The sequence below is a fragment of the Pontibacter sp. E15-1 genome (genome assembly GCF_022601975.1).
Lineage (GTDB): Bacteria > Bacteroidota > Bacteroidia > Cytophagales > Hymenobacteraceae > Pontibacter.
Window position 1 is genome coordinate 148868 of sequence record NZ_JAKVIR010000002.1, and the last position, 18737, is coordinate 167604.

Below are 18737 nucleotides of genomic sequence, written 5' to 3' on the forward strand. Positions count from 1 at the left end.
GAAACTGCACCCAACATGGAAATACTACTACACACGATCCTATATGCCACTGGGGTATATCTGTTCTTTAACTGCCTATACCTGCTGTTTTTTTCGCTGGCGGGCCACCGAAGCACTCGCCTGGAAACTGACGGAATCAGGTCAAGGCCGTTCCGGCGGTTTTGCATCCTGATGCCGGCGTACCGGGAGGACAGGGTGATTCTGGAGACAAGCCTGGCGGCCCTGAACCATGGCTACAAAGGCGACTTTCAGGTATACGTGATCGCCGATGGCCTGCAACCCAAAACGCTCCAGACGATTGCCGCTTCCGGGGCGGAAGTGATCGAGGTCGCGTTCGAGAAAAGCACGAAGGGCAAGGCGCTCCAAACCGCCCTGCAGGCCATTCCAGCGCACGCGTTTGACGTGGCTCTGGTGCTGGACGTGGATAATGTCATGGCGCCAGGCTTCCTCCACGAGGTAAACGATGCCTTTTCGGCGGGGTATCGGGTGGTGCAGGCGCACCGGACAGCAAAGAGCACAGATTCGGCATTTGCCCTGCTCGACGCCTGCAACGAGGAGATCAACAACCATATTTTCCGCAAGGGCCACTTTGCCTTGGGCATGTCCTCCTCCCTGATCGGATCGGGTATGGCGTTTGACTTTTCCTACCTGAAAAAGCTGCTCCACGGCATCGGGGAAACTGCTGGCGAAGACAAGGAGATTGACTTCCGCATCCTGAAAAACCAAGTGAAAATCGCCTACCTGCACAACACCCTGGTGTATGACGAGAAGATCGAAAATGCGGCGGTGTTTACCAAACAGCGTACCCGCTGGATCGCGACGCAGGTGGAGTTCTTACGGAAGTATGCTGCTGAAGGGCTGGTTCAGTTCTTCAAACAAGGCAATGTGGAGTTCTTAGACAAGCTGGTGCAAACCGCGTTACTGCCCAGAACCTTACTCATCGGCGTGCTCAGTGGCATGGGGGTGCTTTCCGTTTTTATACCCTACGGCCCCCGATGGGGCTTTTGGGCGGGCCTGTTCCTGCTGCTGAGCACTGCACTGCTGTTGGCTCTGCCCGCCCGTTTGTATACCCGTCAGCTGTGGCTTGCGGTGGTGCGCCTCCCCTATGCCATTTTCTGTATGTGCCTGGCCCTTTTCAGGATCAACAGTGCCAAGTCTTCTTTCCTCCCGACCCCGCACCGTGTGAAGGAGGCTTCGTAACCATACCTTTTTGAAACGCTAGACCAGCATCCCATGCCTTTCGAGATCATCATCTTTCCCGCAGTCTTGTTTCTGATTCTCGGGATCAGAAGCGGCCTGAAAACCCGCAGACCCAAAAGAAAGCAACCGGACATTCCCCTGGAGTAACCTCTCGGGGCACAGCCCTGGCGAAGTTCATCCCATGATAGATATGCAGTATCGCTGACCTTATTTACAACCTGAAAATCAAGGCTATATGACTATACTTTACTATGTTTTCTGGGCATCCGCCTGTATCATTTTCTATACCTATATAGGGTATGGACTGGTGATATGGGTATGGGCGAAATGCATCCGGCTTTTCAGAGACGAAAAGCCCTTAGGCGATTTTACGCCTGCTGTCACGCTGGTGGTGCCAGCCTATAACGAGGCGGCCATCCTGCGCAGCAAAATAGCGGACTGCCTCGCTCAGGATTACCCATCGGACAAGCTTCAGCTACTCTTTATCACAGACGGCTCCACCGACGACCCGGCCCGGATCCTGTCCGACTATCCCGGTATCCGGCACCTGCACGTTGCTGCCCGGGGGGGCAAGGCGATGGCCGAGAACAGAGCCATGACTTATGTCCGCACCCCCTATGTTGTGTTCACAGACTGCAACACGTTCCTGAACAGGCAGGCTGTCCGGGAAATGGTCAGGCACTACCAGGAACCGCGCGTGGGCGCTGTGTCTGGGGAGAAGAAAGTACTGCGCGAGGCTTCCGCGGCCGGAAACGGGGAAGGGCTTTACTGGACGTATGAATCGTTCCTAAAGCGATGTGACTCCCAAATTTACAGCCTGATGGGCGCTGCCGGCGAACTGGTTTCGTTCCGGACGGACCTCTTTCAGCCACTGGAGCCCGACACCATTCTGGACGACTTCGTGCAGTCGTTCCGGGTGATAGCGCAAGGCTACCGTGTGGTGTATGAGCCGCTTGCCTATGCCTCGGAGGTTCCTTCCGCCTCGCTGGCCGAGGAGATGGAACGGAAGACACGGATATGCGCGGGCGGCTGGCAGGCCATGGCCCGGCTCACGCCGCTGCTTAATCCTTTGCAGTTCCCGGTCGTGTCGTTCTTGTACGTGTCGCACCGGGTGCTGCGGTGGAGCCTGACCCCGGTCCTGCTCGCGACACTGCTTCTGGCCAGTCTGGCGGGGAGCGTGCTTTCGGGGGGGCTATATACCCTGGCGCTCGGGTTGCAGGTGCTTTTTTACCTGGCGGCGGGTGCCGGATGGCTGGCCGACAAGCGGGGCTATACCTTCGGGGCGCTGCTTATCCCCCTCTACTTCACCATGATGAACCTCGCCGTGTTTTCCGGCTTTAAACGCTATGTCCTTCGCACGCAGTCGGCGGCCTGGGCAAAAGCCCAACGTTATCAACCTCTCGAAACCCCTCGTTATGAACCAAACACTGAAAGCATCTGACACGGCTGCGCGACAGCAGCAAGCCGCTTCCGCTGCTGGCTCAACCCCGGCAAAGGATCTTTTGCAGAACCGCGATTTTATCATCGTAGGCCAGCAGCCCTGGGACACGTCGATCGGGAGCAACTGCAAGAACATCGCCGCTGAGCTGAGCAAGCACAACAGGGTATTGTACGTCAACGCCCCCCTCGACCGAATCACGGCAGTGCGGGATCGGCACGACAAAGGAACGAAAAAGAGGCTACAGGTCATCCGGGGAAAGCAGCAGGGTATGGAAAAAGTTGCCCCGAACCTGTGGGTGCTGTACCCTGACTGTATGCTCGAGTCAATCAACTGGCTGCCACGCTCGCCGCTTTATACGTTCTTCAACCGCAAGAACAACGGGCGTTTTGCCGCTTCCATCAAAGAGGCGGCGCGCATGCTGGGGTTTTCCGATTTTATACTCTTCAACGACAACGACATCCTCCGGAGCTTTTATCTGAAAGAGCTGCTTCAGCCTGCGCTGTCGGTGTACTACTCCCGCGACAACATGCAGGCGGTGGCGTACTGGAAAAAGCATGGGGCCAGGCACGAGCCGGCGCTGATGGCAAAAAGCGATCTCTGCCTGGCCAACTCCAGCTACCTGGCCGCATGCTGCAAAAGGTATAACCCTAACTCTTTCTATGTGGGGCAGGGCTGCGACCTGGACATCACCTCCTCCGCTTCAGATATAGAGATTCCGGCGGATGTGCAGATGCTCAAAAGTCCGCTGATTGGGTATGTGGGCGCTCTGGTCGACCTGCGCCTCGACATCGGCTTGTTGCAGTACATTAGTGAGCAGCGTCAAGACTGGAACCTAGTGCTGGTGGGGCCTGAGGACGAGGCTTTCCGGGCGAGCGCGTTGCACCACCAGCCAAACGTGCACTTTCTCGGGCAAAAGGAAACCGCGCAGCTGCCGGCCTATATCCATCAATTCGACGTGTGCCTCAACCCGCAGCGGGTCAACCTGATGACGATAGGGAACTACCCCCGCAAGATTGACGAGTACCTGGCATTGGGCAAACCTGTCGTGGCGACCCGAACCGAGGCAATGGATATTTTTGCGGATCATACCTATCTGGCAACTTCCAAAGAAGACTTTGTGCGCCTGATTGACAAGGCACTTGCGGAGGACTCCCCTGCCCGCCAACTGGCGCGGAGGCAATTGGCCGCAACGCATACCTGGGAAAATAGCGTCGCCGAAATCTACAAGGCCATTTTAAGCTGTAGCCCAAAAGAACCGGCCCAGTACAAAAACGAACCTGCTGAGGCTTAACTCTAAAAACGTGCTGCTGCATGAGCGGCACGCAGGAAAAAACAGACGTGTAACACAGCGGCGCGCTGCCGCCCTTTCTCTTCACAAACCGATATGTTCAAGAACAAGCATTTTTTATCGCTGGTCGGAAACGGTATGATGGCAGTATTCAGTGTGCTGTCGTACAGCCTGCTGTATCGGTTTCTGTCGGAGCACGACATGGGCAACTGGATCTTCTTTCAGTTTGCCTTTATCTTGCTCGACACCTTCCGCACCGGCCTGTTGCAAACGGCGCTGATTAAGTTTTACTCCGGTTCAGATGCTTCGAGGCGGGCCACCGTGGCGGGCTCTTCCTGGTACATCGGCATGCTGCTGACGGGCTGTTTTGTGCTCCTCAACATGCTGGTTTTTTATACCTCCGGCTGGGTTCTGGATGAGGGAGTAAGCCTGCTGATCAAGTGGTTCGGGATAAGCTTCCTGCTCACGCTGCCCTTTAACGTGAGCCTCTGGATTCTTCAGGCGGAGCAGCGCTTCGACCAGATTTTATACATCCGAATCATCAACCAGGGGTCTTTCCTGCTTTTTGCCTGTGCCTTATACATCTTCGAGACCATGACGATGCAGGGGGTGATGTATACCTTCCTGGCAAGCTCGTTTCTGACGAGCAGTGTTTGCCTGGCTACCGGCTGGGCGCGGCTGGGCACGCTGCGGCACAAAACAACGGCATGCGCCAAAGAGATTTACCATTTCGGCAAGTATAGCGTGGGCACCTTTTTGTGCTCTAACCTGCTCAAAAGCTCCGACACCTTCATCATCAAGTTTATGCTGGGGCCTGCGGCGCTGGCCGTTTATAACCTGCCGCAGCGCCTGATGGAAATCATCGAAATCCCGCTCCGGAGCATTCTGTACACGGCAATGCCTGACATGTCGGCTGCCATAAACCAGAACAAAAAGCAGGAGGTTGTCACGATCATGAAACGGTACTCCGGGCTCCTGACCCTGTTATTTATACCTATCACGCTCGGGGTGGTCCTGCTGGCCGATGTGCTGGTACTCTTGATTGGCGGGCAAAAATACCTGGACTCTGAGGCTGCAAACGTGCTGCGCATCTTCATGGTCTTTTCGCTGCTTTTCCCTGTAGAGCGCTTTCTGGGCGTCACGCTGGACATCATCAACAAGCCGCACCTGAACCTGATCAAAGTCGTGTTGGCTCTTGGGGTGAACGTGGTGGCCGACCTGATCGGGATAAAGCTTCTGGGCAACGTGTATGGGGTTGCCATCAGCTCGATCTTCACCTTCACTACCAGCCTTTTGTATGGCTATTTTGCCCTGAACCGGTTTATACCTCTGTCGTTTGCTGGGTTTCTGCACCTGGCCTTCGCTGAGCTTAAAAGCTATGCCCTCCTTTTTTCCAGAAAAATAAACCTGCTGAAAACCTAAACGCATGATTCCTTTAAAAAAAATAAGAGTGTTAGAGACCATCCGGCAAGGCAAGGTGGGAGGCGGTGAAACGCATGTGCTGGACCTGGTGGAAGAGCTGGACAAAGAGCGCTATGAGCCCGTTGTGCTTTCTTTCACCGATGGCCCGATGGTGGACAGGCTGGCGCGCATGGGCGTCCGGACACACGTCATCCCGACGGAGCGGCCGTTTGACTATACCAAATGGAAAGAAGTGAAAACACTGCTGCAGGACGAGAAAATAGATGTGGTGCACGCGCACGGCACCCGGGCAAACTCCAATGTTTTCTGGCCGTCAAAATCCCTGCGCCTCCCCCTTATTTACACGGTGCACGGGTGGTCGTTCCACGCAGACCAGGCCCCGCTCATAAAGCTGTACAGAACGTTGGGTGAGAAATTCCTGCTCCGCAACGCCACGCAAGCGGTGTGTGTGTCCTTAAACAACTACAAGGATGGGGCCGACAGGTTTAACATGCAGCATGCCTGCATCATCCGCAACGGTATAAACCTCAGCAGGTTTAACCCCGAGGTATGCCAGCCTGACGTCAGGAAAGAACTGGGGATTGGAAAAGAGACGGTGCTGGTGGGCTTTGTGGCACGCATGACCATCCAGAAAGACCCCTGCACGCTGCTGCGCGCGCTAGCCAGAATCCCGAAGGAAATTGACCTCAGGCTGCTGCTGATCGGTGAAGGAGACCTGCAAGACGAAACCGTGCGGTTGGCCCATGAGCTGGAAATCGAGGACAGAGTTATTTTCAGCGGCTTCCGGCAGGATGTGCCCGCCGTGCTGCAAGCGCTGGACATTTACTGCCTCCCGTCGCTTTGGGAAGGCCTTCCGATCGGTTTGCTGGAAGCCATGGCAATGGAAAACGCTGTTATCGCCACCGCCATAGACGGCACCAAAGAGGTGATTGAGCACAGGGTAGACGGCTTGCTCCTGCCTCCCCAGCACCCGGAGTTGCTGGCCGATGCCATCCATACCCTGGCGATGGATAAAGCGCTCCGGCTTACGCTCGCCAGAAACGCCCGCCAAAAGGTAGTGAACCACTACAACGTGCAGAAAATGACCCGAAAGGTAGAGACGCTATACCAAAAAGTGCTGCTGGAATGAGCACAAGTTTCGTGAAGTGGCGGCCCGCTCTGGTGCTGCCCAAAGCCATGTGCCCCTGCACCTGACCCATACATACAGCAACTCGCGCTGGTGCCTAACCTTGATTGCTACCCATGAAAACTACGCTACAAACCCGCTCAGAAAGAAACTCCTTCATCACAGTGGCGAAGGGGGTATCCATTGTAACCATCGTGCTCTATCATTACCTGCCGTACGTGTCTTCCGCCGGGCTTTTATCCAGGGCCTATTACATTGGAGGGGCCGGTATCTACATCTTCCTATTTGCCTCAGGGTATGGCCTATACCACTCCAGAGTGACTACGTGGGCCAGCTACTGTAAAAAGAGGTTTGCGCGGGTGCTGGTGCCCTATTATATCGGCATCACGGTGATATTCCTGCTAAACGCACACCTGCACATTTACCCGGACGGCTGGAAGGAGTATCTGAGCCATATGCTGCTTTTCAAGATGTTCTATGAGCCCTATGCCTCCAGCTTCGGGAACCATTTTTGGTTTATCGCCACCATCGTACAGTTTTACATGCTTTGGCCAGTCTTGCTGGCTGGGATCAACAGGTTTTCCGCTGCTCAGGTAATTAGCGCGTCCATCCTTATTTCCGTCGGGTATAGCGTGGTTATCACGCTGCTTGGAGTTTCCGGGGTAACTATCTGGTTTAGATTTGTGCTGCAGTATATATGGGTGCTGGTGTTGGGGGCAGTAGTGGCGAAACATGGCTGGCTGCCTGCACTGCTCAATTACTCCTACCGGGTATACGTCGGTGTCGTGCTGCTGTGCTTGGGCATTGTGCTCGTCATTGCTGGTTTCGCCGGTGAGGGAGGTATGCTGTTCAACGACTATTTTATGTTTCTGGGCTTTTCAGCAGGATGCGCCGTGGTATATTTTATCAGCCTGCGGATAACCTTATTCAAAAGGCTCGCAATCTGGGTTGAGTCGTTTTCGTATTCGCTTTACATCCTGCACATGTTTGTGCTGCTGGCGTATCTATCCTTCCGGAAGCAGGAGCATATTGGCTTGGCAGAGCTCCCGGTGGTGGTGGCCGCCGCGTTACTCACGGCGCTTCTCTTCCATAAATTGACCCTGCAACTTACTAGCCACAGCGTTTTCAGGCGCAAATCCACCGATCCGGCCACACAGGTAGAGGCTGCAGAATCCGAGGAAAAAGTATACAACAAATTGTCCCAAAAAAGCCTCTGAAAACTGCGTTGTTCGACCTGAAATCATCGCTTACTTCATGTGCTTTGTCATCTAAACTGCTGTATTGGCTAATTAAAACACCGGGTTTGCCACATATTGCTGCGAAAACATTCTGGCTACTTTTTATTTCATTAATTTTGTGCAACTAAAATACATTTTAACTTTTTGATGCTTATCAAAACATAAAGCATCCACCCACACCATAATCCTCTGCGATGGTGTGACATAGCCTGACAAAGCAAAGTCCTTATGCTACCGGAACGGCAAGATACCCCCGTCACATTTAATTGATAAATCATATTCCGGCTAGTTTACTGCTGATGCTCTCCGTTTTGGTCTGACCTAGACCACAGGCCTTCCCTTTCATTTTACAGCTCTTCCTTTTATGAAGCTTTTAATTATACTCGCATTGCCTTGCATATTATTTCTGGGTTTCAACCAGGCGAACAGCGATGCGCCCGCATGGCACGGGAACGACCATTTTACCTTTGCCCGGCATGCCGCTTACCTGCGTGTTTCGATGCGCAAGCTACCCTGGGAATCTTTCTCGATTGATTTACTGCAGGCAAACACGGCCAAAGGCGTTTTCTCCATGGCCCTCAAAACACCTGTTCCTATTCAGCTGCGTGTGGACGGGTTGACAGCCGCCCATAAACAGGTAAAATTGTACGACCGGCTCCTTCTGCCCGGCGAATTCAACCAACTGCTCATCGATCTGGCAGAAGCCCCGGAGCCATTGAGCCATCTGGTGTTCTATGTCAATCCGGGCGAGCAATTTACGGGAGAGATACTTGTGAAAGAAGGCAAGGTTATACCCTATCTGGAGGAATCGGAGGTGTTTTCGGTATACCCAAACCCGACAGCAGAGTATTTAAACGTGGAGCTCCCCGATGCGGGCATAAACCGCCTGCAGGTGTTCGACAGCACCGGAAAACTTGTCCAGACCATAAAGCCGCCGCGCTGCCACTTTACGCTGGACCTGGCGGGTTTCAGGCCCGGAACTTACATCGTGAATGCGACCGGCCCCAATCTTTCGCTTACAAAGAAATTTGTCGTGCGCTAAACTCAGGACACTATGAAACACACATTACGCATATGGGCGGTGCTCCTGCTGTGCGCAGGCATCACGATTTGCTCCGGAATGCCCGGTGGCAATAACACGGAGGCGGTTCGCACTTCTGACACCGGCAGCTTCAGCTTTCCGGCCACTTTGGTGCAGCCAGCGGCAGTGGCGCAAAATGGCATGTTGCCTGGCTTCACTCCGGCAGCTTATACGCGCGCCTGCATCCCGGCTAAACTTAGCATCACTCCCGCCATGCTCACAAACGAAAGCGGAAAAGGAGATGCGGCCATGCTGCTGGACGAGCAGTCGCTGGCAGGGTTTCCGGATAAGGGCCAGGGAGGGGCTCCGGCCACCGCATGGTTTCCGGGCTGGAACGCGGCCGATTACCCCGCAAGCGTATACCTCGATCTTGGGGAGGTTGCCACCATCACCGCCATTTTCATCAGGGACATCAACGATACAGGAATCTTCACGGTGGAAGCCGGATCTCCGGGGAACTGGGTGCCGCTGCTTGCCGATAACCTGACGGGCTACCAAAGCTGGAACCAGCACAACGTGAACGTGGATACCCGCTATCTGCGTTTTACCCGCCAGTCTCAGGGATCCAACGTGTCAGAAATTGTGCTGTATGGCTGCGTCGGCACTGCCACACCAGACACCATGCCCCCGGCCCGCATCACTTCGATTCGCGCCGTTGACAAAAGCAGCAGCTCGGTAGACCTCAGCTGGATTGCAACCGGCAACGACGGCAAAACGGGCACCGCGGCGGGGTATGACCTGCGCATGAGCACCTCGCCACTTACCAGCAACACGGCCTTAAGCAATGCTGTCAAGCTGAATGGTATACCGACCCCCGCTGTCTCCGGCACAACCCAAGGGCACAGGGTAACCGGATTAAGTCCGGCAACAACGTATTATTTCGCCCTGAAGGCAAGCGATTCCGCCGGAAACAGCTCCCTGCTATCCAATAGCGTTGCCGTCACGACGGATGTGCAGACGACGCCAACCCAGTCCAGAATAACAGTGGACCAGTTTATCGGCATCAACGCTTTTGTAGACGACCCGCTGGATAAGCTTCAGGTTGCCGGATTCGTCAGAGAATACCACAACTGGAACTGGGACGAGGGGAACATCTGGAGCGGCGGCGGGAACACAAACTACCCGCGCTACCCAAACAACCAGATGAAATGGTCACCCAGCGAGCCGGGTTTTGATTTCGACGCGTTTTATACCCGCCTGGGAAAAGCGAACATAGGGATATCCCCAGTCATTCAGGGGTCCGTGGCGTGGCTGCACGGCGGCAGAGATTTTCCGTTTGCAAACAAGCCGGTGGACGAGCCCGGTGCCAGCACCACAAACCCCAACTCCTACGAGAAGAAGGCGCACCACATGTTTCAGTTCGCTGCCCGGTATGGCAACACGCGCGTGGCAGATAGCAAACTGACGCTGGCTCCGGGCCAGTCCAGAGAAACAGGTATGGGACTGGTTCATTACATGGAGGACTGGAACGAGCAGGACAACAACTGGAACGGCCCGGATGCCCACTTCTCGCCGGAGGAGTATGCCGCCATGGCCAGCGCCGACTACGACGGGCATGGCGGAACCATGAAGCAGGGAAGCGGCACGTTTGGCGTGAAAAATGCCGACCCGACGATGAAATTAGTGATGGGAGGCATCTTTGAACTGAACCTGGAGTATGTGAAACGCATGAAAAGCTGGTTTGAGACAAACAGGGCCGATAAAAAATTTGCCGCAGACGTGATCAACGTGCATACCTACGCCTGGCGCACCGCTAACGGGCCGGGGGGCGGCGGACCGGCTAAAAGCCCTGAGGAGGATAAATTCAGGGAAAAACTCCAGGCTTTTGTAGCGTATCGGAACCACAATCTGCCAAACGTGGAGGTATGGATTTCGGAATTCGGCTGGGACACCCACCCTGCCTCTTCTTTGCGCGTGCCGGAAGTGGGCCCGTTTGACCGGCAGGAGGTGCAAGGGCAGTGGCTGGTGCGGGCCTACCTCGCCTTTGCCGCAGCGGGCGTAGACAGAGCCATGATGTATATGCTGCGGGACGTAAACCCGAATGACCCAACGCATTTCTCCACCTCCGGGCTGGTTGGGCCCAAGGGTAGCTGGGAACCCAAAAAATCGTGGTACTATGTCTATACCCTAAAGAACACGCTCCAGCACATGGCCTTCGTGGGCGAGCAAGCCTCCGGTGACCCGAACGTGCTCATCTATAAATTCAAAAACACCAGCGGCTCGAATGGCGCCTATGTGGTATGGGCAAAAACAAAGCGCAACTATACCGTGCAGGGGTATGCCCTCTCCCTCGCAGGCAGCCCTTCGTCAGCCACAAAAGTGCAGATGGTGCCCGGCGACACGGATGGGGTCAGCAGTGTGCTGCCAATCAGCGGGAACAAGGTAAAACTGGATGTGAGCGAGAGACCCGTGTTTATCAAGGTTGACAAAATGAACTAGCCTCTTTACCAGGTTTGGTGGAAACGGGTGCGGCGCGAAGGCAATCAAGCGGGTATGCAGAGCAGTAGCACCCAAAACAAAAGAAGCACCGCCTGTGGGGCGGTGCTTCTGCTTTTTAAAAGCCAGATGGGCTTTAGATGGTGTCTGTTACGATCAGTAATGCATAGATGATACCTGGCAAGTAGAATAACAGCGTCAGGATGATGCTGATCCAGAAAGTGGTGCCGATGCCATCGTGCAGGAAAACAGCCAGTGGCGGCAACAGCACAGCCAGGATGATTTCGACGATGGACGTGCGGCCCCCGCTTTGGCGATACGCTTCTCTCAGGTCGCTTTTTAGTTCTTTTTTCTCCAGCCTGTTCATACTAGCCAAACGCTCTTTGGCCATTGCCAGGGCCTCGGCCTCTGCCAGGGTCATGTCGCGCTTCTCTAGCGTAACGGCTTCTTCGGCTTTCGGGGCGTCAGCTTTCGCAACGGCTTTCTTTTGCAATGCGGCCGGTGCAGGGGCTGCAACCGATGCCTCTAAAGCAGGCGCGGGCGGCGTAGCCTTTTCTGAAGTGGCAAGCAGTGCTGGGGCCTCCTCGGCTTGCAACGCCACTGCGGCGGGTGCAGGCTTTTCCTTTACCGTGTTATAGGCTTCCATTTTGGCTGGAGCTGTACGGTAGTATTCTGCTGAACTACAGGAGAACATCATTTGTCCCGTAACAAATACAACAGCCACGTGCAGTAAATTTTTTAATCTCATAGTTTTGAAGTTTAATTAAACGGATAGTGCATTTGGTGAAACAGCGCGCTGCACCCCTCCGCTAAACGGTTCAGTTTAACGGCAGGCCAGCATCGCTCCTGTACAATACTTTGTAAAGCCTATTTTTGTTATGCCATTCACAATATTGTCAGCCGCTAGGCATACTCTTGCTGCTCGTTCTCCCAGTATGGCTCCAGCATCTGCTGTAAACTCAACCTGATTATTTGCTGCACTTGCTGCCATTGTTTTGGGTCTCCCAGGGCAAACTTCTGGTTTACTTCCAACTCAATGCCCATATACTCTGCATCCGTGAACTTCCGGCGAAGGTACGTCGGGAATCCATCCGAAATGCCCAGGTAGGGGTAGTTAAACCGAACGAGCAGCGAGGGGTCTACCGCCTGCAGGCGCTCTTTCCAGGCACGGCAGAAACGCTGCTCCTCCCCTCTTTTGGAATCGTAGAGCAGGCCGATATCTCCTTGCCGCACTTCCCCCTTAAATATCGGGGTGAAGGTGTGCACCGCTATGTGCAGCACCTGCCTCCCGGCCATCACGAAATCATGCACAAGGCCTTCCACGCGCGAGCGGTACGGGTGGTAATATGCCTGCAAAATCTGCTCTTTCTCCTTTGCAGGAAGTGGCCTTGTTACAGACGAGAAAAGCTTTTTATGGTGCAGTGACCTATTTAGCTCTACCAGCAGGCGGGTCGTCTCGGCGCAAAAAGACTTGTGGGCCATGCCCTCAAGCTGCTGAAAAAGCTCCTTTGCGCCAATGTCGTAGCCCTCATGTGAGTTGAGCAGGTCGCGGTGATCTTCAAATAATGGGGTGTAAGCGGCGGGAACGTTGTTTCCGCCATGTTCGCAGGTCACTAGTAGTCGTAGCATGGTTCATCTAAAGAAATATCTTGCCTTCTTGCAGGCATACCGCAAGTCGCCGGTACACTTCCCGGATTCTCTCTTCGGTTGGGTGCGGGCCCGTGGCCGCCAGAATGCGCGTTGCCAGATTCCCCTGTGTGGTGAGGGTATGCAGCGTGGCATCCAGCTCCGGGTCACTCCCGGATGTCACAGTCGAAGTGATCAGGTGACGCCATACCTCCCCGGCAGTTTTGGGGCCGGAGCCCTGCAGGCCGAAGCATGCCAGGTAACCGGGGTCTTGGAGGGTTGCTTCCTGCCCGTCCCGTATCACCCGAAGGAGTACCTCTGCCAGCAGATCCTCGCCAAAAACTTTCAGGTGGTCTGTGGCTACCCACTGTCCCCGCACCAAAGCCTTCAAAACACCGACCACCGCCTGAAGCACTGCCAGGTCTGCCGCAGGGCATTCCTGAATATCGATCAGGCGGATTTCGATGGTATTTCGGGAGAAACGGGCAATCGCACCGCGCGAATTCAGAAACTCGTCTTGCAGTATGCCTTCATTGTCATACGCAGCTACATCTATATAGATACGCTTTAATATAGAATCCTCGTAATTTTTTTGCGTGAAAACAGCTTCCGGAATCACCTTGCCCGCGATGGAGGGGATTTTGTCCTGGTTGTGGCGGTATACCTCCAGGCGGGTGTCCTGAAAGCCAGTCACCTTTCCGTCCAGTATCGGGGAGGAGGCGCTGAGAGCCGGAATAAGCGGCAGCAGCACGCGGATGGCAGCGTGTAGCCGCCCAAACTCATCGTCGTTGGCGAAAGGCAGGTTGAGGTGCGTGCTTTGCAGGTTTGCCCAGCCATGCCCACGGCAGTCAAAGATCCGGTTGTAGGCATCGTACACGGCGTTGTACTCGTGGGGCCAGATCCGGGTGTCGGTGTAGGGGTCCATCAGGGGGTGCGCCCCGGTGGGCAGCAACATGGCATCATACTTCTCCAGCATGCCGTTTATCTTCCGGACGTGCCGCTGAAACGCACCGGCCAGGGCATGCAGGCTTTTTGCGGGGCCATCTGTTTTCATTTCCACTACATGCAGCACCAGCTCGTTGCTCCAGGCAATGTCTCCGAAGGAAACATCAGAGAGGTATGCGCCCACGGCATCATAAATCAGCTTGTCCGTGATCGGGAGCACCTGCAGGTCAGTGCGCCGCACGATCATGTACTCCAACTCCACGCCATACCCCTCGAAAAGGTGCAGCGGCTTTATCTGGTCAGTCATTGTTCCGAATGTTTTTATTGGTCTCGATGCGCCGCTTCAAAGACTTGATGATGGCACCATACAGGTCTTTTTTGAGGATTTTGTCTTCCACGCCGGCGTCGATGCTGGGGTTGTCGTTCACCTCGATCACGTAGGCTTTGCCGTTTATCTCCTTTACGTCCACGCCATACAGCCCATCGCCGATCAGGTTGGCCGCCTTTAGGGCCGTGTGCAACACATTGAAGGGCACCTGCTCAAAGGGCACCACCTCGCCGTCGCCCTCCTCGTCCTGTTTCCGCTTGCCATTCCAGTTGTATATCTGCCAATGGCCCTTTGCCATAAAGTACTTGCAGGCGTACAGCGGCTGCTTGTCCAGCACCCCGATGCGCCAGTCAAAATCGGTGGGGGTATACTCCTGCCCGATGATCAGCTCCGAGTCGGCCAGCATCTGATCCAGTTCCTGCTGCAGGCTCTCGCGGTCCTTGGCTTTCACCACGCCCTGCGAGAAAGAGCTGTCGGGCTTCTTGAGCACGCAAGGCAGGCCAAGCTGGGCCTCCACCTGCGCCCGGTTGTCTTTATGGATGATCATGGTTTTGGGAACGGGCACCTTCGCCTTGGCCAGCAACTCCGCCAGGTATACCTTGTTGGTGCAGCGCAGTATGGAAACCGGGTCGTCGATCACCACCATCCCTTCGGCGTGCGCCTTCCGCGCGAAGCGGTAGGTATGGTGGTTCACGGCGGTCGTCTCCCGGATGAACAGCGCGTCGAACTCGGAAAGGCGGCGGTAATCGTCTTTGGTGATCAGCTCGGTATAAAAGCCCTGGCTCTCGGCCGCCTCCACAAAGTGCTGAATCGCCTTTTCGTTGGAGGGCGGCGCTTTCTCGTGCGGGTCCACCAGGATGGCAAGGTCGTAGATTTTGCGGGAGACCCGGGCTCCGGAAAAACGATGGCGCGCAAAGTACGTCCTTGCAAAGCGCTTCAGGTCTGGGGTATGGCTCTCGGGCACCTCATTTACCGGTATGGGCGAGATACTCTGCAGCACCCATTCCTCTTTCCGCACAAACTGGGCCCGCAGCAGCGGTGCCTGAAACAGGTCGTGCAGCTGCTTGCAGAGTTTCTCGTATTTGAAGGCCACGTTGTGCCCGAAGTAAATGCTGAGGGTGAAGGATTTGGACCGCAGCCCGGCAAGGCTCTTCTGGATGAGGTCGTTCAGCTCCACAGTTATTGCCCGGACGATAGTCGGGCTTTTCAGATCCTGCATGGTCGTCACGCTGGGGATAGCCTTGTGGCCGCGCGCCTCCGCCAGCAACGACACGTAGTATCCCGCGCTTTGGTAGCGGTACGAGCGGCTGAGGTTAAACACGCGGGCATTTTTAATATCGGTATACCTGGCGTCGGTCAGATACGCTTGCGTATCAATCACTTCGGTGTCTTCCGTTGCATCATCCCAATCCCTGGGATAATCCACAACTACAATTTTTCGCATGGGTAGGTTTTACTCGGTTTCTTCCTGGGCGGCTGGCTGAATGGCCAGCAGGTTGGCATCGAAGGTGGCCATACCCAGCATGATGGAGTTGATCAGGTGTGAGGCCTTCACCTCATAATAATTGTCTTTGAAAGAGGGGTTTTCACGGTAAGGGTCCGCCACCACGATATACTTCGGGTCGTCGGCAAAGCCGCAGAGCACCACAAAGTGCCCCGTCGGGAAGCCATACACGTCGTCGTAGATGGAGTTGTCATGCTCGTCCACTATCTCGCGGGCGCTTTGGTACAAGTGCGTGGCGCTGAGTCCGGTCAGGAGCGGGATATCCCTTTCAAAATACTCGCGGAGCATGGTTTTGGTCAGGTCACGGCAGCGCAACTCACCACCAAGCCCCAGAAAATCGATGTACGCGCGCGAGGCCCGCTGCAGCTTGCTTCCCTTTTTCCCGTCCATCTGTTGCTCCAGCTTCAGGATGATTTCCGCGTTGCTTAGCTTAAACCAGGTCGGGTCAAAGATATGGAGGTTGTAGGTATAAATGCGGGCGCGGTAGCCCCGCTGCAGGGCATGGCAGGCCAGCAGCACTTCCAGAGTGCCTCCCTCATCGAGGTAGGGCACCTCCTTAATCACCTCGCTCAGGGATATTGGGTCTTTGAAATAACGGTACACGGCGTGCAGGCTCGTGGGCCCACAGGTGGAGTCGTCGGGTTGCGTATGGATTTTGATTGGTATCACGGTATAAAAGCGACGTTTTGGGTGTCTGCAATGTGCCTTTATACGCGGGAGAGAAAGATTATGTGTGCCTGATCGGAATATAAAAGACCGCCGGATTTAGGGACCGGGGCCGACGGCAGCCAAGGGTGATAGTTAAACCAGACTATTTTGCTTATATTAAAACACTTAGGCAAATTGGATGAGCATGAACAAGACCATAAGCAACCGGCAACGGTATAAAATAGCCCTTGCCCTGTGTGCTATATTTGTGATAATCGTGCTGGCAAACTGGTGGGTCAGCTATAGCATGACGCGGGTTAGCAGGCAGTTCGCATCCGTGTATCACGACAGGCTGGTGCCCGCCCTGGATTTGGCCGCGATGCAGGAGCATTACTACCAGGGCATGACGCTGCTTGAGCGGCACCTGCAAGCACCTGATCCTGGGCAGCAGCGCCAGCTTGAGGCACAACTGCGACAGCACCACACCGATATTGACTCGATTGCGGCCAAGTATGAGGCAACCTACCTCACTCCCCGTGAGACAACGGTGCTACAGCAGTATAAAGCCGCTGCAAACCGCCTGATGGAGGTGCAGCTGAAAACCGTACGCCTAAGTAGTGCCGCGGAAACGTCCGCAGCCGTAAAGCTGCGGGAGCAAAAGGTAGATCCTGCCTTCATGGCTGTGCTCAATCCGCTGCATGCACTGCGCCAGTTGCAGCAAGAGGTTGGCCACGACCTGTATGCCTCCGCCGGGCAGCAACTGAACACGTTGAAAATGCTCTCGTACCTCGTGATCGCGCTGGCCGTGGTGCTGGCCCTGCTCGTCGGTGTGTTGCTGCAAAACAACCGACGCGGCATCCTGATCAAGCCGCAGAAATTTAACCTGAATTAAGCGATAAGCAAACTGTTTCTGAAGGCCAGCCCCCGCAGCACAGAAAAGAAGCTTATACAGCTGCGTCAGGCCAAAAGCCTGGCATACGCCTTTTCCACTCGCTCGAAGTTAAACTCTGCCAGGGCCTTTTGCATCAGCACCTTGATTTGATCGTTGCACAGATTGCCAATGCTGCCCTCATGCGTGTGTGTTACAGCGGCCGCCGGTGCAAAATTACCGGACTCTATCGCTGCGCCCACCTTCTTGTACGCATCCCGGAAAGGCATCCCTTGCAGCACCAGCTCGTTCACGGCATCCACGCTGAAGAGGTATTGGTACTTTGGATCGTCGAGAATGTTATCCCGAACCTCCAGCTGCCCCAGCATATATCCCATCATGTCCAGGCAGCTGTGCAACTCCCCGAAGGCAGGAAAGAGGTTTTCTTTCAGCAACTGCAAATCGCGGTGGTAGCCGGAGGGCAGGTTGATGAGCAGCATCGAGATTTCGGTGGGCAAGGCCTGCAGCTTGTTGCACTTGCCGCGCAACAGCTCAAACACGTCCGGGTTTTTTTTGTGCGGCATAATGCTGGATCCGGTGGTCAGGCTGTCGGGCAGCGTGATGAAGCCGAAGTTCTGGTTCATGTACAGGCACAGGTCCATCGCCATCTTGGCCACGGTGGCTGCCACGGAGGCCAGCGCGGTAGCCACCACCCGCTCCGACTTGCCACGGCCCATTTGGGCATACACCACATTGTAATTCATCGCCTCAAAACCAAGCAGGTCAGTGGTCATCTGGCGGTCCAGCGGAAAGGACGAGCCATACCCTGCGGCGGACCCAAGCGGGTTTTTATCCGATATCCTGTAGGCCGCCTGCAGCAGGTGCATGTCATCGACGAGGCTCTCTGCATAAGCGCCAAACCACAGGCCGAAGGAAGACGGCATGGCGATCTGCAGGTGGGTATAGCCTGGCAACAACACGTCTTTGTAGCGTTCGCTCTGGCGCTGCAGCACCTCAAACAAAGCCGAAACCCCCTCTACCGTTGCCTGCAGCTGGTGCCGGAAAAATAGCTTGAGGTCGAGCAGCACCTGATCGTTGCGGGAGCGGCCACTGTGGATCTTCTTGCCCGCATCGCCCACGCGGCGCGTCAGCTCCAGCTCCACCTGCGAGTGAATGTCCTCCACGCCCGGCTCGATGGCAAAGTCACCAGCTTCGATGGACGCGTAGATTGCCTTCAGGTTTTCCTGCACTACCTCCAGCTCGTCAGCCGTCAGCAAGCCGATGCTTTGGAGCATGCGCGTGTGCGCCAGGGAGCCCAACACATCAAACGGGGCCAGTTGCATATCCAGTTCTGCGTCTTTGCCTACAGTAAAGGTTTCTATTTCGGCGGCTGTGCCGGAGGATTTTTGCCAGAGTTTCATATATAAAATCAGGTATGGGTGATATGGGATTGGGTATTGTCATAAACAAAACTTTCCGTGACAGTATACCCTAAAATCCATTAAACAATTAAACTGAAGAACACTTTCACGTTACTTCACGGCTCCACGGCTCTTCCGGACTTCCCAGTCCGGAAGCCACCTGTC

Annotated in this window: 15 protein-coding genes; 9 read left to right on the forward strand and 6 right to left on the reverse strand. The window is 55.1% G+C overall.

All coding sequences use genetic code 11. From position 1 onward, the window contains the following. Positions 1–15 precede the first annotated feature (15 nt). The 8 genes from MKJ04_RS02125 (at position 16) to MKJ04_RS02160 (ending at position 11235) form a co-directional block, all read left to right on the forward strand. Positions 16–1200, forward strand: coding sequence for a glycosyltransferase (locus tag MKJ04_RS02125; RefSeq protein ID WP_241638840.1), 1185 nt, complete (start codon positions 16–18; stop codon positions 1198–1200). Positions 1201–1435: 235 nt separating this feature from the next. Continuing rightward, positions 1436–2641: a glycosyltransferase family 2 protein gene (locus tag MKJ04_RS02130; protein WP_241638841.1), complete on the forward strand. Its 1206-nt coding sequence runs from the start codon at positions 1436–1438 to the stop codon at positions 2639–2641. Beyond that, on the forward strand, positions 2616–3932 hold the full coding sequence (locus tag MKJ04_RS02135) for a glycosyltransferase (protein WP_241638842.1): 1317 nt from the start codon (positions 2616–2618) through the stop codon (positions 3930–3932). The genes MKJ04_RS02130 and MKJ04_RS02135 overlap by 26 nt, the downstream gene beginning before the upstream one ends. Positions 3933–4025: 93 nt before the next feature. Beyond that, positions 4026–5351 carry a lipopolysaccharide biosynthesis protein gene (locus MKJ04_RS02140; RefSeq protein ID WP_241638843.1) on the forward strand — a complete coding sequence of 442 codons (1326 nt, stop codon included), beginning with the start codon at positions 4026–4028 and terminating at the stop codon, positions 5349–5351. Between the two features lie 4 nt (positions 5352–5355). Then, positions 5356–6480: a glycosyltransferase family 4 protein gene (locus MKJ04_RS02145; protein ID WP_241638844.1), complete on the forward strand. Its 1125-nt coding sequence runs from the start codon at positions 5356–5358 to the stop codon at positions 6478–6480. Positions 6481–6593: 113 nt separating this feature from the next. Beyond that, positions 6594–7694, forward strand: coding sequence for an acyltransferase family protein (locus MKJ04_RS02150; protein ID WP_241638846.1), 1101 nt, complete (start codon positions 6594–6596; stop codon positions 7692–7694). A gap of 409 nt (positions 7695–8103) precedes the next feature. Beyond that, entirely contained in the window at positions 8104–8757 is a 654-nt protein-coding gene (locus MKJ04_RS02155; RefSeq protein WP_241638848.1) for a T9SS type A sorting domain-containing protein, read from the forward strand. A 12-nt stretch (positions 8758–8769) separates the two neighbouring features. Next, positions 8770–11235 carry a fibronectin type III domain-containing protein gene (locus MKJ04_RS02160; RefSeq protein ID WP_241638850.1) on the forward strand — a complete coding sequence of 822 codons (2466 nt, stop codon included), beginning with the start codon at positions 8770–8772 and terminating at the stop codon, positions 11233–11235. Positions 11236–11368: 133 nt separating this feature from the next. On the opposite strand, the gene MKJ04_RS02165 is transcribed toward MKJ04_RS02160, so the two are convergent. From MKJ04_RS02165 to MKJ04_RS02185, 5 genes are all read right to left on the reverse strand, one after another. Beyond that, entirely contained in the window at positions 11369–11980 is a 612-nt protein-coding gene (locus MKJ04_RS02165) for a YqaE/Pmp3 family membrane protein (protein ID WP_241638852.1), read from the reverse strand. 155 nt (positions 11981–12135) lie between these two features. Next, complete coding sequence (locus tag MKJ04_RS02170) at positions 12136–12861, reverse strand: N-formylglutamate amidohydrolase (protein ID WP_241638854.1); 726 nt, start codon at positions 12859–12861, stop codon at positions 12136–12138. 7 nt (positions 12862–12868) lie between these two features. Further along, positions 12869–14110 carry a glutamate-cysteine ligase family protein gene (locus MKJ04_RS02175; RefSeq protein WP_241638855.1) on the reverse strand — a complete coding sequence of 414 codons (1242 nt, stop codon included), beginning with the start codon at positions 14108–14110 and terminating at the stop codon, positions 12869–12871. Further along, on the reverse strand, positions 14103–15575 hold the full coding sequence (locus MKJ04_RS02180) for a RimK family protein (protein ID WP_241638861.1): 1473 nt from the start codon (positions 15573–15575) through the stop codon (positions 14103–14105). The genes MKJ04_RS02175 and MKJ04_RS02180 overlap by 8 nt, the downstream gene beginning before the upstream one ends. Before the next feature lie 9 nt (positions 15576–15584). Beyond that, complete coding sequence (locus MKJ04_RS02185) at positions 15585–16304, reverse strand: peptidase-C39 like family protein (protein ID WP_241638863.1); 720 nt, start codon at positions 16302–16304, stop codon at positions 15585–15587. 184 nt (positions 16305–16488) lie between these two features. On the opposite strand from MKJ04_RS02185, the gene MKJ04_RS02190 reads away from it, so the two are divergent. Beyond that, positions 16489–17175, forward strand: coding sequence for an MCP four helix bundle domain-containing protein (locus MKJ04_RS02190; protein WP_241638865.1), 687 nt, complete (start codon positions 16489–16491; stop codon positions 17173–17175). Positions 17176–17240: 65 nt separating this feature from the next. Here the strand turns inward: MKJ04_RS02190 and argH are convergent, their stop codons facing one another. Beyond that, complete coding sequence (gene argH, locus MKJ04_RS02195; RefSeq protein ID WP_241638868.1) at positions 17241–18572, reverse strand: argininosuccinate lyase; 1332 nt, start codon at positions 18570–18572, stop codon at positions 17241–17243. Positions 18573–18737 lie beyond the last annotated feature (165 nt).

Bases quoted from the DNA above. Each gene is read 5' to 3' on its own strand.
- MKJ04_RS02125 (WP_241638840.1), top strand. From the start codon at position 16: ATGGAAATACTACTACACACGATCCTATATGCCACTGGGGTATATCTG.
- MKJ04_RS02130 (WP_241638841.1), top strand. From the start codon at position 1,436: ATGACTATACTTTACTATGTTTTCTGGGCATCCGCCTGTATCATTTTC.
- MKJ04_RS02135 (WP_241638842.1), top strand. From the start codon at position 2,616: ATGAACCAAACACTGAAAGCATCTGACACGGCTGCGCGACAGCAGCAA.
- MKJ04_RS02140 (WP_241638843.1), top strand. From the start codon at position 4,026: ATGTTCAAGAACAAGCATTTTTTATCGCTGGTCGGAAACGGTATGATG.
- MKJ04_RS02145 (WP_241638844.1), top strand. From the start codon at position 5,356: ATGATTCCTTTAAAAAAAATAAGAGTGTTAGAGACCATCCGGCAAGGC.
- MKJ04_RS02150 (WP_241638846.1), top strand. From the start codon at position 6,594: ATGAAAACTACGCTACAAACCCGCTCAGAAAGAAACTCCTTCATCACA.
- MKJ04_RS02160 (WP_241638850.1), top strand. From the start codon at position 8,770: ATGAAACACACATTACGCATATGGGCGGTGCTCCTGCTGTGCGCAGGC.
- MKJ04_RS02165 (WP_241638852.1), bottom strand. From the start codon at position 11,980: ATGAGATTAAAAAATTTACTGCACGTGGCTGTTGTATTTGTTACGGGA.
- MKJ04_RS02170 (WP_241638854.1), bottom strand. From the start codon at position 12,861: ATGCTACGACTACTAGTGACCTGCGAACATGGCGGAAACAACGTTCCC.
- MKJ04_RS02175 (WP_241638855.1), bottom strand. From the start codon at position 14,110: ATGACTGACCAGATAAAGCCGCTGCACCTTTTCGAGGGGTATGGCGTG.
- MKJ04_RS02180 (WP_241638861.1), bottom strand. From the start codon at position 15,575: ATGCGAAAAATTGTAGTTGTGGATTATCCCAGGGATTGGGATGATGCA.
- MKJ04_RS02190 (WP_241638865.1), top strand. From the start codon at position 16,489: ATGAACAAGACCATAAGCAACCGGCAACGGTATAAAATAGCCCTTGCC.
- argH (WP_241638868.1), bottom strand. From the start codon at position 18,572: ATGAAACTCTGGCAAAAATCCTCCGGCACAGCCGCCGAAATAGAAACC.